This is a genomic window from Pseudomonas sp. PB106, assembly GCF_009764645.1.
Lineage (GTDB): Bacteria > Pseudomonadota > Gammaproteobacteria > Pseudomonadales > Pseudomonadaceae > Aquipseudomonas.
The window spans coordinates 1-13,984 of sequence record NZ_RWIM01000192.1; the positions used below are offsets into that span (position 1 = coordinate 1).

A 13,984-nucleotide genomic window follows, 5' to 3' on the forward strand; every position below is an offset into this window, starting at 1 on the left:
GGCTTCGGGCGGGATGTTCCTTTAACTCACCGCACACACATCCCCCTGTAGGAGCTGCCGAAGGCTCGGGCCGCGATCGGACGATCTTTTTGCTTTATTTGATCAGCCGCGCCAAGCCATCCAGCAACCGCTGCAACGCGCCCTGATTACGCCGCATCACCGCCAGCCCGGCCTCGGCCATTCGCTGCGCATCACGCGGCAACTCGAACAGCCGCTGCACTTCCACCGCCAACCCTTCGGCATCGTCCACTTCCGCCAACGCCCCGGCTTCACGCAGTTGCGCGGCGATGTCGAGGAAGTTGAACAGGTGCGGGCCGCAGATCACCGGTTTGGCCAGCGCGGCCGGCTCCAGCAAGTTGTGCCCGCCGTTCGGTACCAGACTGCCGCCGACAAACGCACTGTCGGCCAGGGCGTAGAGAAACAGCAACTCGCCCATGGTGTCGCCGAGCAGCACTGAGGTTTGCGCATCGACATTGACCCCGGTCGAACGCCGCACCGTGGCAAAACCGTCGCGCTGGCAAAGTTCGAACACCGAATTGAAACGCTCGGGATGACGCGGAACCAGAATCAGCAACGCGTCCGGGTGATTGGCCAGCAGGCGACGATGGGCATTGAGCACCACTTCGTCCTCGCCTTCGTGAGTGCTGGCGGCGATCCACACCGGGCGCTCTTGCGCTTGCCATTGGCCGCGCAAATCAGCGGCACGTTGCAGCAATTGCGGGTCGATGGTCAGGTCGAATTTGATCGAACCGGTGACCTCGACTGTTTCCGGTCGCGCACCGAGATCGCGGAAACGCTGGGCTTCGGCGTCGGTCTGCACGGCGAACAGGCTCATCTCGGCAAGCATCGGCGCGGTGAGTTTGCTGAAGCGGCCATAGCCTTTGGCGGAGCGCTCGGACAAACGCCCGTTGGCCAACGCCACCGGAATGCCGCGCTTGGCGCACTGGTGAATGTGGTTGGGCCACAGTTCGGTTTCCATGATCACCGCGAGCTTAGGTTGCGCGCGATCCAGAAAGCGCGCCGCAGCACACGGCAAGTCATACGGCAGGTAGCAATGCTGGATGCGCGGCTCGTTGGCGAACAACGCCTGAATCCGCTCCGAACCGGTCGGGGTCATGCAGGTCACGGTGATCGGCAACTGTGGATAACGTTGCAGCAAGGCGCGGATCATTGGCGCAGCGGCAATGCTTTCGCCCACAGATACCGCATGCACCCAGATGCCACCCGGTTGCAGCGCCGGCATCCCGTAGGAGAAACGTTCGCCAATGCGCTTGGCGTACGCCGGCGCCTTGCGCGCCCGCAGCCACAGCCGAATCGCCACCAAAGGCAGCCCCAGATAAAACAGCGCGGTGTAGAGAGTTCTATTCATGGCGGCGGAGTTTATCGACTTTTATCGCCGATCGCCTGCAAGTGCACGGCAAAACGTTCGGCCAGCCATTTCGCGGCCGGGCCGAGGGGCTCGTCGCGGCGCCAGACCAGTTCGACCACCAGCGCCGGCGGCGTCCATTCGCTGTCGAGTTCGACCATCAGCCCTTGATACGCCGAATATTGCACCACATGCCGGGGCAGCCACGCCCAACCGAGATCACGCACCAGCCATTCGGCCATCACGTAGAAGCTGTCGGCGCGCCACACTTGCGGGCTGGCCGGCTCGTTGCCGGGGTAGACGCTGGTTTGCGTCGACATCAACAGTTGCCGATGCTGCGCCAGTTGCTCGCAGGTGACGTAGGACTGCGTCGCCAAGGGATGATTGATGCCACAGACGGTGACCATCTCCACGCTGCCGAGCACGCGTCGCTCAAGCGCTTCGGGGATTTCGTCGTGATAGAACAGCAGGCCGAGATCGGCGCGGCGCTCCACCAGTTTGCGCGCGACTTCGCCTTGCGCGGCGCTGGTCAGTTGCACTTCGAGACTGGGGAATTGCTCAGCCAGTGCGCCGAAACTTTCCACCAGCGCCTGATACGGCATCGCCTCATCCTGGGCCACGCGCAGTTGCGCTTCCTCGCCGCGCATCATCGCCATCGCCCGACCGTTGAGGCGCTCACATTGGCGCAACACCTCCCGCGCCTCTTCCAGCAACGCCTCCCCCGCTTCAGTGAGCGTCGGCTGACGGCCGCTGCTACGCTCGAACAGGCTGACGCCCAGGTCATCCTCCAGCATGGCAATCGCGCTGCTGATCGCCGACTGCGCCTTGCGCTGCTGGCGCGCCACCGCAGAAAACGAACGCTGCTCGGCAACGCCGACGAACAGCCGAAGTTGCTCAAGATTCCATTGCATGCTGACCCACCAACCCATCTTCAAATCAGATAGGTAATGACTTTACCCCATCTGAGGAATCTCTAGAATGCCGCCTCAGAAAGCAACGTTTCACTTGAGGGTATGAACCATGAACGCCTACGCCTATCTGGCCATCGCCATCTGCGCCGAAGTGATCGCCACTGTGTCGATGAAAGCCGTCAAAGGCTTCAGTACGCCGCTGCCATTGGTGCTGGTTATCGTCGGTTACGCCATTGCGTTCTGGATGCTGACGCTGGTGGTGCGCACGGTGCCGGTGGGTGTCGCTTACGCGGTGTGGGCCGGGATGGGGATTGTGATGGTCAGCGTCGCGGCGCTGTTCATTTACGGGCAGAAACTGGATGTGCCGGCGATGCTGGGGATGGCGTTGATTGTGCTGGGCGTCGTCGTTATCCAGTTGTTCTCGAAAACTGCCGGCCACTAAAGACAAAACACATCTCCCTGTAGGAGTGAGCCTGCTCGCGATGGCGGTCTATCAGACGACATAAATGTTGAATGACAGATCGCTATCGCGAGCAGGCTCACTCCTACAATTTTGCGTTCACCCTGTTGATCATCGACAAATCCGCCTCTTTCCCGAGTCTGTATACTGCGCCCTCGTCTTGAACACCTGAGGTCGCTGCATGCCATCCGTTATTTCCACCGACGTTCTGATTGTCGGCGCTGGTGTCGCCGGCCTCTGGCTGAATGCGCGTCTGCGCCGTCAGGGTTTTTCGACCGTGCTGGTGGAAAGCGCCAGCCTCGGCGGCGGGCAGACTGTGAAGTCCCAAGGGATCATCCACGGCGGCGCCAAATACGCGCTGCACGGTGCGTTGACCGGTGCTTCAGAAGCCATCGCCGACATGCCACGCCGCTGGCGTGAAGCGCTGGCTGGCGACGGCGAACTGGACCTGTCCGGCGTGCGCCTGCTCTCCGAAGCTCACTATCTGTGGTCGCCCGGCACCCTCGCCGGCAACCTCACCAGTTTCTTCGCCAGTAAAGCCGTGCGTGGCCGGGTCGATCAGGTCAAGGGCGAGCAATTGCCGCCAGCGCTGCAAGACAAGCGCTTCAAAGGCAAGGTCTACCGCCTCGCCGAACTGGTGGTGGATGTGCCGAGCCTGGTTCAACGTCTGGCCGATCTGGCCGGCGACGGCCTGCTTGCCGGACAAGTTATCGAACCGCTGCTGGAAGCCGGCGTGCTGGTCGGCCTCAAGGTCGATGGCCGCGAGATTCGCGCACAGCGCATCGTGCTCAGTGCAGGCGCCGGCACCGCCGAGTTGCTCGAAACCCTGGGGCTCAGCCGACCGGCCATGCAACGCCGACCGCTGCACATGATCATCGCCAAAGGCCCGGGCCTGAAGCCGCTGTACGCGCACTGCCTGGGCGGCGGCACCAAACCGCGCATCACCGTGACCACGCACCCGGCGAAGGATGGCAACTGGGTCTGGTACATGGGCGGCGACATCGCCGAAAGCGAAGGCGTACACCGCGAGCCCGCCGAGCAAATCGCCACCGCGCAAAAAGAAATCGCCCAACTGCTGCCGTGGATCGACCTTAGCACCACGCAATGGGCGACCCTGCATGTGGATCGCGCCGAACCGTTGCAAACCGGGCTGACTCGCCCGGACCACGCCTTTCTTGCCGAAGAAGGTCGACTGCTGGTGGGATGGCCGACCAAACTGGCGCTGGCACCGGATTTCGCCGACCGCGTGATCGCCTCTCTGCAACGCGACGGCATCCAGCCGCAGGCCCACGAACCGTTGCCGGCCTTGCCGCAACCGCCGCTGGGCGTTCCAGCCTGGGAGCAACTGCTGCCATGACCATCGCCAACCTGCATGACTTGCACCGTCCGCTGGGCAGCACAGGCCTGACGGTTTCGCCATTGGGCCTGGGCACAGTGAAACTGGGCCGCGACCAAGGGGTGAAATACCCCAACGGTTTCCAGATTCCCGGCGACGACGAAGCGCGGATGCTGCTCCGGCAGGCCCGTGAGCTGGGCATCAACCTGATCGACACCGCCCCGGCCTACGGTCGCAGCGAAGAACGCCTCGGCCCGTTGTTGCGCGGTCAGCGTCAGGACTGGGTGATCGTCAGCAAGGTCGGCGAAGAGTTTGCCGATGGTCTGTCGCATCACGACTTCAGCGCGGCGCACACACGCATGTCGGTTGAGCGGAGCCTGCAACGTCTTGAAACCGATTTTATCGACCTGGTGCTGGTGCACTCTGACGGTAATGACCTGGCCATCCTCGAGCACGAGGAGGTGTACGCCACCCTCGCGGCGCTCAAGGCCGAAGGCAAGATTCGCGGCTTCGGCTTCTCCGGCAAAACCGTCGAAGGCGGCTTGAAAGCACTGGAGCAAGGCGACTGCGCGATGGTCACCTACAATCTGAACGAACAAAACGAGAAGGCTGTCATTGACTATGCTGCTGCCCATGGCAAAGCCATTCTGGTGAAAAAAGCCTTGGCCAGCGGTCATGTTTGCCTGAGCCCGGGCGTGGATCCGGTGCGCGCCAGCTTTGAATTGCTGTTCGCCCAGCCTGGCGTGGCCAGTGCTATTGTCGGCACGATCAATCCGCTGCACCTCGCCCACAACGTTGCGACCGTTGCCCAGGTCCTACGTGGTCACTGACGCCGCCTCGCGGCCTTAAGCAGGAGCTGGTATGCCGCGCACGCTCATCAGAAAGAACCCGAGCAACTTCAAGACACTGCCATTGTTCGTCGAAGCCACGCCTGAAGGCCTGACCTATCAGAGCGTCGGCATGCCGCTGAATTTCACCCAGACTTTGCAACGGCGCAAACCGGTCAGCGTGGCGGACGCCGAGCGCTTTGCGCTGGAGCTGGCCAACCTTGGGGTGTCGGTGCGCCTGACCCTGCACTGGCAGAATCGCGACTATTGGGTGCTGGTCCGCCAGCGCCGGCAGGATCGCGGCGACGTGGTGCTCAAGCTGATTTCCGGTTACGTGCCAGCCCACGAGTTGAACATCCCGCTGCACACTGCCATTCAGGAAATTGCTGAAGAGTGCTTGCTGGAAACCCCGGAAGGCTGGCTCGGCGGGCGTTTCAATGACACCTGGCTGCCGGCGCCTTATGCGTCGGCCCTGCATTATCGCGAAGCCCTGCCCTTTCGCCTGACGCCGTTATCCGGGTCGGCGCGCCCGGTGCGCTGCGCCAATCTGCAACTGCAGGAACGCCCGCGGGCGTACGTGCATCTGCCCACCGCTTCGCTGCAATTGATTTACGACCTGCGACTGGAAGTGCCCAAGGAAGCCAAATCCCTGAGTCTGTTTCATGTCGATGAGCGTCTGGAAGGTGATCAACTGGTGGCGCGGCTGGATCGCAAACGGCCGGATCTGTACCTGATGCCATTGCAGGACGGCGAACCGCTGGCCGAGTTGTATACGTTGAAAAAGGGTCAGTTGTACCCGGCTGGCACGCGGGGTCTGTACTTGGCCGAGAGCTTCGCCAAACAGGATGGCTGGCTGGTACGTGAGGAACGGATTCGCTGGAAAGACTGGTTGCGTCAGCAGGGTTTGACGCCACCGGAGAAGGCGACCGGGCTCGCGCGGTTGCGCGGCAAGGCCAAACAGTTACTGAAGAAGATTGTGCCGCGCAAGAAAGTGAATTCCTGAAAGCAAAAAGATCGCAGCCTCCGCAGGCTGCGATCTTTTGACTTTATTGACCGCGGATTTTTTCTACAATCGCCGTGGTCGAGCTGTTTTCCACCAGCCCCAGCACTTTCACGGTGCCGCCATAAGCGGTGACGATATCGGCGCCGACCACCTGATCAATGCCGTAATCCCCGCCCTTGACCAACACATCCGGCTTGACCTCGCGCAGCAGGTTTTCCGGCGTGCCTTCAGGGAAGCTGATCACCCAGTCCACCGCACCGAGGCCAGCGAGGACCGCCATGCGCCGGTCAACGCTGTTGATCGGACGACCCGGGCCTTTCAGACGGCTGACGGAGGCATCGTCGTTGACCGCCACGATCAGACGATCGCCTTGGGCGCGAGCCTGTTCAAGGTAGGTGACATGGCCGGCATGGAGGATATCGAAGCAGCCGTTGGTGAAGACGATGCGCTCGTTGTGCGCGCGGGCATCGGCCACCGCCAGAACCAGTTGCTCCAGACCCAACACACCACGCTCGGAGCCCTCTTCGCGCTGGATGGCGCGACGCAGTTCCGGAGCGCTGATCGCCGCCGTACCCAGTTTGCCGACGACGATGCCCGCTGCCAGGTTGGCCAGAGCGACGGCGTGAGGCAACTCTTCACCTGCAGCAATCGCCGCCGCCAAAGTGGAAATCACTGTGTCGCCAGCACCGGTCACGTCGAACACTTCACGGGCGCGGGCCGGCAGGTGCAGCGCCGGATGATCCGGGCGCAACAGGGTCATGCCGTGCTCGCCACGGGTGACCAGCAGCGCACCGAGATCGAGGTCGTGCATCAGGGTTGCGCCCTTGCTCACCAACTCGTGCTCGTCGGCGCAACCACCAACGATGGCTTCGAATTCGCTGAGATTCGGCGTGATCAGGCTCGCGCCCCGGTAGATCGAAAAATCCTTGCCCTTGGGATCGGCCAAAACCGGGATGCCCTTGGCACGCGCCGCCTGAATCAAGGCCTGATGATTTTTCAGCGCGCCTTTGCCGTAGTCCGACAGCACCAGCACCTTGATGCCTTCGAGCAGGTCATCGACCTGCGAGCCCAGGGCCAGGGCGTCGGTGGCGAACGGTTCTTCAAAGTCGATACGCAGCAATTGCTGGTGACGGCTCATGACCCGCAATTTGACGATGGTCGGCTGATGCGCAATGCGCTGGAACAACGCGCGTACGCCCGCACCCTTGAGACTGTTGCTCAGGCTGTCGGCGGCTTCGTCATCACCGGTCACGCCGACCAGCGAGGCCGGCGCACCCAGCGCGGCAATGTTCAAGGCAACGTTGGCAGCGCCGCCCGGACGGTCTTCGATTTGCTCGACTTTAACGACCGGAACCGGCGCCTCAGGGGAAATCCGTGAGGTACCACCATGCCAGTAACGGTCGAGCATGACATCGCCGACCACCAAGACAGGGGCTTGATCGAATCGCGGCATGGACAACTTCATGGAGCAACCCACATACAAAATGAACAGGGGCGCGATATTAACACAGGGTTGATGCCCGCTTGTGCGCAGGCTGCAACAGGATGAAACAGCTGGGATTTCTGCTTATTTTTTGAGCAGCAATGCCGCCAACTGCTGACAGGCTTCGGGCAGTTCAAGGGCCTCGGTGTCGATTCGGCATTCCGCACTCAGCGGGGCCTCATAAGGACTGTCGACGCCGGTGAAGTTACTGATCCGCCCCTCGCGAACGGCCTGATACAAGCCTTTCGGATCGCGGCGTGCGCAGACCTGCAACGAGGTACTGACGTGCACCTCGATAAAATCCTCCGGCGCAAACAGTCGGCGAGCAGCCTCACGCTCGGCGCGGAACGGCGAAATGGCCGCGACGATCACGATCAACCCGGCATCGACCATCAGCCGCGCTACTTCAGCCATGCGCCGAATGTTCTCGCGGCGACAGCCATCGCCCATGCCCAGATCGCGACACAGGCCACTGCGCACATTGTCGCCATCGAGTAAAAACGTGTGCAGGCCAAACTGATGCAGATACAACTCCAGCGCATTGGCCAGTGTCGACTTACCTGCGCCGGAAAATCCCGTCAGCCACAGGCAACGCGGACGCTGCCCTTTGATCATGGCGCGGGCCTGATGCGACAGCGCCAAGCCATAAGGACGAATGGCCGGCGCTGGCGACGGCAGCGACAGGGTTTCATTCATAACCGAGCAACTCGTAATCACGCTGATAAACCCGTTTCACCAGTCGCCGGGTACGCGTGGTGCAAAACTCGCGTGCGGGCATGGGCTGACGTTGTCGGGAGCTGTTGACGTGGGGCAACTGACTGGCCAATCCCAACTGCTCGCAGACCAACTGAAAGTCCCGTTGCAGATGTTCTTGATAGCCGATGAAATCCAGCGCCAGATGGCCCAGCGAGTCGGTGAGAAAATCCGTCTGCGCCGCAAAGTGCAATTGCCGGGGAATGTTCTCGGGATGCAGCCAACGCAAGACGAAGTCGTCGAAATCCCGATATTGCCTGACCAGTTGCTGCGCGGCCTGATCGCGGCCACTCAGTTCATTACCGCGCAGAAACGCAAAGGCCGAGTACGCGCGCTCCAGCGGATCCCGCACGAAAGCGAACTTCCAGGCCGTCGAAAACTGTTGCGGAAACTGTTCCTGATACCAGTACAACGGCAGATGCCCCGGACGCCAGCCGTCGAACATCGCCTCGCAGACACTGCTGCCGGCGCACTTGGGCACATGGATGAACACACAGCCGCGCTCCTGGAACGCCTTGGGAAAGCTCAGATTGGCCGACATCGATTTGTTGATCGCTTGCCGGTCAACCACCGACAAGCGCCCAAGCAGAAAGGCTCGCTGCGCCTTGGGCAGCAGTTTCCACAGATAGCGTTGCAACATGAGAGTACCCGCGCGACGGGGATAGCCCCCTCGATAGATGTCAGAGTTCGTTCAGGAACCTTAACAAGCGCGGCGCCCGGTTTTATGCCGGTTTGGTCAAGAAGGGTAAAGGTCTGGATACAAAGCGCCGGGCGCATTGCGCACCCGGCGTTTTACAGCGGTCGATCAGGCGATGTCTTCAGCCGGAGCATCGAGGCCCATGGCGTTCAGACGGGCGTAGTAGCCGTTCTGCGCCAGCAACTCATCGTGGGTGCCGCGCTCGACGATGCGGCCCTGATCCATGACCAGAATCAGATCGGCTTTCTCGATGGTCGACAGACGGTGCGCGATCACCAGCGTGGTGCGGCCCTTCATGACTTGATCGAGTGCAGCCTGGATATGCCGCTCGGATTCGGTGTCGAGGGCCGAGGTGGCCTCGTCGAGAATCAGCAACGGCGCGTTCTTGAGCAGTGCCCGGGCAATCGCCAGACGCTGACGCTGGCCGCCGGAGAGCAACACACCGTTCTCGCCAACCTGAGTGTCGAGGCCTTCCGGCAATTGGGCAATGAAGTCCATCGCATAGGCATCACGTGCCGCTTTCTCGATGTCTTCACGCGGCGCGCCGGCCAGATCGCCGTAAGCGATGTTGTTGGCCACGGTGTCGCTGAACAGGGTCACGTGCTGCGTGACCTGTGCGATATGACGACGCAGGTTCAGCAGTTTGTAGTTTTCGATTTCCACACCGTCGATGAGGATCTCGCCCTTGTCGTGGTGATAGAAGCGCGGAATCAGGTTGGCCAGCGTCGACTTGCCGCTGCCCGAACGTCCGACCAACGCGACCATCTGCCCGGGTTCTACCGAGAAGCTGATGTTGTCGAGCACCTGACGCTCAGTGTCCGGGTAGGTGAAGCTGAGGTTGCGCACATCCAGACGACCTGTAACCGCGTCGCGCTCGACCGTACCGGTGTCGACTTCAGGCGTCACGTCCAGTTGTTCGAAAATGCTCTCGGCACCGGCCACGCCCTTCTGAATGGTCGAGCTGACTTCGGACAATTGGCGGATCGGTTTCGGCAACAGACCGGCCAGAGTGATGTAGGCGACCATGTCACCGGCCGACGCGTCACCACGCAGGTACAGCACGAGGAACATCAACACCGCCATGGCGCTGTAGATCACCAGTTGCAGCATCGGCGTATAGATGGCGCCGGTGCGGGTCATGCGCAGTTGCTTGTCGGTGTTGCTCTGGCTGGCCTTGAGGAAGCGTTTCTCCTCATAGACTTCACCGCCGAAGCTGCGCACCACGCGATAGCCCTGGATGGTTTCCGACGCGACGTGAGTGACGTCGCCCATGGCCAGCTGGATTTTCTTGCTCTGCTTGCGGAATTTCTTGCTCGCGGTGCGCACCATCACGGCGATCAGCGGCAAGATCGCGACCATCACCAGCGTCAGCTTCCAGTTCATGAACAGCAGCGAGGCGAACAGGAAGATCACCGTCATGCCTTCACGAATTACGACCTTGATCGCATCTGTTGCCGCCCCCGTGACCATGGTCACGTTGAAGGTGATACGCGAAATCAGGTGACCGGAGTTATGCTTGTCGAAATAGCGGTTCGGCAAGACCAGCAGGTTGTTGAACAACTGCACCCGCAGGTCATGCACCAGGCCCAGGGAAACCTTGGCCAGAAAGTAGTTACCCAGATAGGATCCCAGGCCCTGCCATGCCGCGATCAGAATGATCAGCAACGGTACGGCCTGCAGCAGTTGCAGGTCGCGCAGGTAAGGCACGGTCGGAAACAGTACCGCTTCCGGGTTCGACAGGCCGTCGACGAAATACTTGAGAATGTAACCAAGCATCGGCTGGGTCGAGGCAAAAATCAGAAAACCGACGATGCTGATCAGGAACAGACTGATGTACGGCCGGACGTAGCCGAGCAGGCGGAAGTAGATTTTCAAGCTCGAAGGGCTTGCGGCGGGACTGGAGTCGGTCATATCACGCGAAAGTCGATAAAAAGGACGCTGACTTTAGCACAGCTTGTTCAGGGTTCTGGCAATCGGCGAAAGGCTGTTATTGTTACGCACCTTAATCAGCACCAAATAGCCATCATCCGAATGGTCGATCAACTTCAGGATTGAATCTCACAGCATGCAACTTCGCGGCTTCAGCAGTACGTCCAATCGAGTTTTCGATTTCATTAGCCTATGGATCTTGCCCATCGGCTATCTCTTGCTCTTGTGCGCGCTGTTTTTTCTGCCGGGCCGAAGTCTGCATCACAAACTGTTTTACGGGCTGTTCAGCATACCGACGCTGATCGCCCTGTGCCTGCGTCCGCGAGTGCTCAAGGAGCTGCTGCGTGAACCGGTTTTCATCGCCATCATGCTATTCGTCGCCTGGGCGTTGTTCAGTCTTTGCTGGGGGCCGCACGAAGAGGCCGTCGCCGGTATGTTCAAACCGCCACTGCACACCCTTCTGCTGTTTGCCGGCTGCTATTTGCTGGTGCGCTATCGCAGCGACATCCTGCAACCGCTGCTGTTTACCGCTGCAGTGGTCGCACTGGTGGCTACCACGTATTTCCTTTTCAGGTTTGCCCAGGTCTATGAGCCGGGGCTGCGCCTGATCGGCGGCGGTGCCTTCGACAACCCATTGCTCAGCTCCCACCTGTTCGGATTTTTCAGTGCTTACTGGCTGAGCGTGACCATGACCTGCAAGCGCCGCCGCATGATGTGGCTAAGCGTGCCGGCGATGGCGATCATGTTCATGGCAGTGATCGGGACCGGCTCCCGGACACCGCTGGTGGCGTTGACCATGGCCGCATTGTGGCTGTGCTTCATTTGTTGGAACCGACGCTCGGTCGCTTTGCTGGTGGCACTGGGCCTGAGCGGCGTGGCCGTGCTGACGCTGTTTTCGCAGATGATCATCGAGCGGGGCGACTCTTACCGTTTCGAAATCTGGCAACAGGTTCTTCACAAGATTGCCGAACATCCGTGGATCGGCCATGGCTATAGCGCTACGCTCTCGGTCGACCCGGGCGTCGGTTACTCCTTTCAGGAACCGCACAGCTTTGCCCTGGGCGTTCTTTATTACGTTGGCATCATCGGTTTGCTGCCATGGCTGTTTTTCATTGGCTGGGGACTGCTGAGCAGTTGGCGCCAGCGCGTACAGCCACTATTGATCATTGCCTCGGCCTGGCTGGTGTTCGGCATCGGTGCGGGCCTGACCGAGGGGGGCGGGATCATTTCCCGGCCCAAAGAGCACTGGTTCCTGCTGTGGATTCCGCTGGCACTGATCGCGGCGGTCAGCATCAATCAGCGGGCACGCCGCCTGCTGACATTACCGGTGCAAAAACTCTCTGCAGCCGCCCTCCAGCACATGAGCAGCGACGCCCGAATCATTGAAGAAGACGGCCTCGGCCCGAAAGTTCTGCAATTGAGCGATGGCACGTTCCTCAAACTGTTCCGTCGTCGCCGCTGGTACACCTCGGGGAGTTTCAATCCTTACTCCGAACGCTTTGCCATCAATAGCGAGCAATTGCGCCAGATGGGCATTCCTACGCCACAAGTGCTCAATCTGTACCGCCTGAACGACGGCAGCAGCGCCGTACACTATGCACCCTTGTCGGGGCATACCTTGCGTCAGGTACTGCAGAGCATCACCGCACCGGCTGTACGTCAGGCGCTGGTTGAGCGTTTTGGCAAGTTCATGGCACAGCTGCACGAAAAAGGCGTGTATTTCCGCTCGCTGCATCTGGGCAACGTGCTGGTGCTGGAAGATGGTGAATTCGGCCTGATTGATCTGGCCGACCTGCGGGTCTACCCTACCCCGCTCAGTCTTTCTCTGCGTCAGCGCAATTTGCGTCATATGCAACGCTACACCGTCGACAAGCGCTGGCTGTTCGAGGATCACCTCGATGCGCTGCTCCAGGGGTATGCCGTGATGGCGTCTAAATCCGCTGTGGATAATCTGCACAAGCAAGTGCTGGCCAGCAACATTGCGGCCCAGGTTCATTGATGAACGTAACCAATCCCTTGATAGCGCTGGTGGCTTATCTGCTGGCCATCGTCACCGCCGCCCTGCTGTTGCGCGCGATCCCGAAAATCGCCCGGCATCTTCAGCATTCCGGTGAAAGTCGTTATGCGAGCATCGATGGCTTGCGCGGCTACCTGGCCTTCGGCGTATTCGTGCACCACACGATCATTACGTGGATTTTCCTGCGTACCGGGGTCTTCGAATTTCCACCCAGCAATTTCTACTCGATGCTCGGACAAGGCAGCGTCGCGCTGTTTTTCATGATCACCGGGTTTCTGTTCTGGAACCGTCTGCTCACGCAAGGTCGGCAGCACGACTGGCTGGCATTCGGGATATCGCGGATATTTCGCCTGTATCCGCTGTACCTGCCGCTGATGCTGATCGTATTTGTCACGGTATTTTATTTACAGAACTGGGAACTGAAAGAGCCCGGCGTCGAGTTGCTCAAGCAAATCCTCGCCTGGCTGACGTTCGATCGACCGGACGTCAACCAGTATCCACAGACCGGCATGCTGATTTCCAATGTCACCTGGACGCTGGCTTACGAAGTGTTCTTTTACCTGGCATTGCCGCTGGCCGCGCTGGTGTTCATCTATCGCGGCAGTTGGCTGCAAGTCGTGCTCTGCCTCGTTGGCATCTACGCGCTGTATCAACTGGTCGGCTGGGAGCATTCGCTGAAGAAACACTTTCTTGCCAGCTTTCTCGGCGGCATCGCCGCGGCGTACTGGATTCGGCGCCCGGCCCTGGTGGCGTGGAGCCAGACGCGTCTGGCAACCGTCATTGCCGTGTTGGCACTGGTCATCGCGTTTACTGCGTTCAGTCGCGCATTCAAGGCAGCGCCACTGTTCTTGTTGGGACTGTTTTTCGTAATCGTGGCGTCCGGCAATAATCTGTTTGGCGCCTTGAAGCCACGCAGCATCCGCTGGCTGGGCGAAATCAGCTACAGCACTTATCTGTTGCACGGTTTTGTCTTGTGGTTGATGGTGCAGCGCCTGCCGCTGCTATTGCACCTGGACTCGACACAGGCCTGGGTCTATCTGCCTCTGGCGGCTGCGTGCACGTGCCTGCTGATCCTGATCAGCAGTGTGACGTTCCTGTACATAGAGATGCCAGGCATGGCGGCCGGGAAAAACTTCCTGCACTGGCTGCGCCAGCGCCAGGAAAACCGCAAACGCCTGTCGGAAAAAGTCGCTCGCTGAATG

At 60.4% G+C, this 13,984-nt stretch carries 12 protein-coding genes; 6 read left to right on the top strand and 6 right to left on the bottom strand.

Annotation, left to right across the window (positions count from 1 at the left end; all coding sequences use genetic code 11):
• Window positions 1–94: 94 nt before the first annotated feature.
• Complete coding sequence (gene waaA, locus EJA71_RS23890) at window positions 95–1,369, bottom strand: lipid IV(A) 3-deoxy-D-manno-octulosonic acid transferase (RefSeq protein ID WP_158959969.1); 1,275 nt, start codon at window positions 1,367–1,369, stop codon at window positions 95–97.
• 11 nt (window positions 1,370–1,380) lie between these two features.
• Complete coding sequence (locus EJA71_RS23895) at window positions 1,381–2,277, bottom strand: LysR family transcriptional regulator (protein ID WP_158959971.1); 897 nt, start codon at window positions 2,275–2,277, stop codon at window positions 1,381–1,383.
• A gap of 109 nt (window positions 2,278–2,386) precedes the next feature.
• Here EJA71_RS23895 and EJA71_RS23900 point away from each other — a divergent pair, with 109 nt between their 5' ends.
• From EJA71_RS23900 to EJA71_RS23915, 4 genes are all read left to right on the top strand, one after another.
• Window positions 2,387–2,719 carry a multidrug efflux SMR transporter gene (locus EJA71_RS23900; RefSeq protein ID WP_064585673.1) on the top strand — a complete coding sequence of 111 codons (333 nt, stop codon included), beginning with the start codon at window positions 2,387–2,389 and terminating at the stop codon, window positions 2,717–2,719.
• A gap of 199 nt (window positions 2,720–2,918) precedes the next feature.
• Complete coding sequence (locus tag EJA71_RS23905) at window positions 2,919–4,094, top strand: FAD-binding oxidoreductase (RefSeq protein WP_158959972.1); 1,176 nt, start codon at window positions 2,919–2,921, stop codon at window positions 4,092–4,094.
• Window positions 4,091–4,903 carry an aldo/keto reductase gene (locus EJA71_RS23910; protein WP_158959974.1) on the top strand — a complete coding sequence of 271 codons (813 nt, stop codon included), beginning with the start codon at window positions 4,091–4,093 and terminating at the stop codon, window positions 4,901–4,903. Before EJA71_RS23905 ends, EJA71_RS23910 begins: the two co-directional genes overlap by 4 nt.
• 31 nt (window positions 4,904–4,934) lie before the next feature.
• Window positions 4,935–5,903 carry a metal ABC transporter ATPase gene (locus EJA71_RS23915; RefSeq protein ID WP_158959976.1) on the top strand — a complete coding sequence of 323 codons (969 nt, stop codon included), beginning with the start codon at window positions 4,935–4,937 and terminating at the stop codon, window positions 5,901–5,903.
• Window positions 5,904–5,946: 43 nt separating this feature from the next.
• Here EJA71_RS23915 and hldE read toward each other — a convergent pair whose 3' ends face one another.
• The 4 genes from hldE to msbA all read right to left on the bottom strand — a co-directional run bounded on the left by hldE (window position 5,947) and on the right by msbA (window position 10,747).
• Complete coding sequence (hldE, locus tag EJA71_RS23920) at window positions 5,947–7,368, bottom strand: bifunctional D-glycero-beta-D-manno-heptose-7-phosphate kinase/D-glycero-beta-D-manno-heptose 1-phosphate adenylyltransferase HldE (protein ID WP_158959978.1); 1,422 nt, start codon at window positions 7,366–7,368, stop codon at window positions 5,947–5,949.
• Between the two features lie 102 nt (window positions 7,369–7,470).
• Window positions 7,471–8,082 carry an adenylyl-sulfate kinase gene (cysC, locus tag EJA71_RS23925; RefSeq protein ID WP_158959980.1) on the bottom strand — a complete coding sequence of 204 codons (612 nt, stop codon included), beginning with the start codon at window positions 8,080–8,082 and terminating at the stop codon, window positions 7,471–7,473.
• Window positions 8,075–8,779 (bottom strand): sulfotransferase family 2 domain-containing protein, encoded by a 705-nt coding sequence (locus tag EJA71_RS23930; protein ID WP_158959982.1) that lies wholly within the window; start codon window positions 8,777–8,779, stop codon window positions 8,075–8,077. Before EJA71_RS23930 ends, cysC begins: the two co-directional genes overlap by 8 nt.
• 165 nt (window positions 8,780–8,944) lie before the next feature.
• Window positions 8,945–10,747: a lipid A export permease/ATP-binding protein MsbA gene (msbA, locus tag EJA71_RS23935; protein WP_158959984.1), complete on the bottom strand. Its 1,803-nt coding sequence runs from the start codon at window positions 10,745–10,747 to the stop codon at window positions 8,945–8,947.
• Window positions 10,748–10,901: 154 nt separating this feature from the next.
• On the opposite strand from msbA, the gene EJA71_RS23940 reads away from it, so the two are divergent.
• Together EJA71_RS23940 and EJA71_RS23945 are read left to right on the top strand one after the other, a co-directional pair.
• Complete coding sequence (locus EJA71_RS23940) at window positions 10,902–12,764, top strand: bifunctional O-antigen ligase/aminoglycoside phosphotransferase family protein (protein ID WP_158959986.1); 1,863 nt, start codon at window positions 10,902–10,904, stop codon at window positions 12,762–12,764.
• A complete protein-coding gene (locus EJA71_RS23945) occupies window positions 12,764–13,981 on the top strand; it encodes an acyltransferase (RefSeq protein ID WP_158959988.1) in 1,218 nt (405 codons plus the stop codon). Before EJA71_RS23940 ends, EJA71_RS23945 begins: the two co-directional genes overlap by 1 nt.
• The last annotated feature ends 3 nt before the right edge of the window (window positions 13,982–13,984 follow it).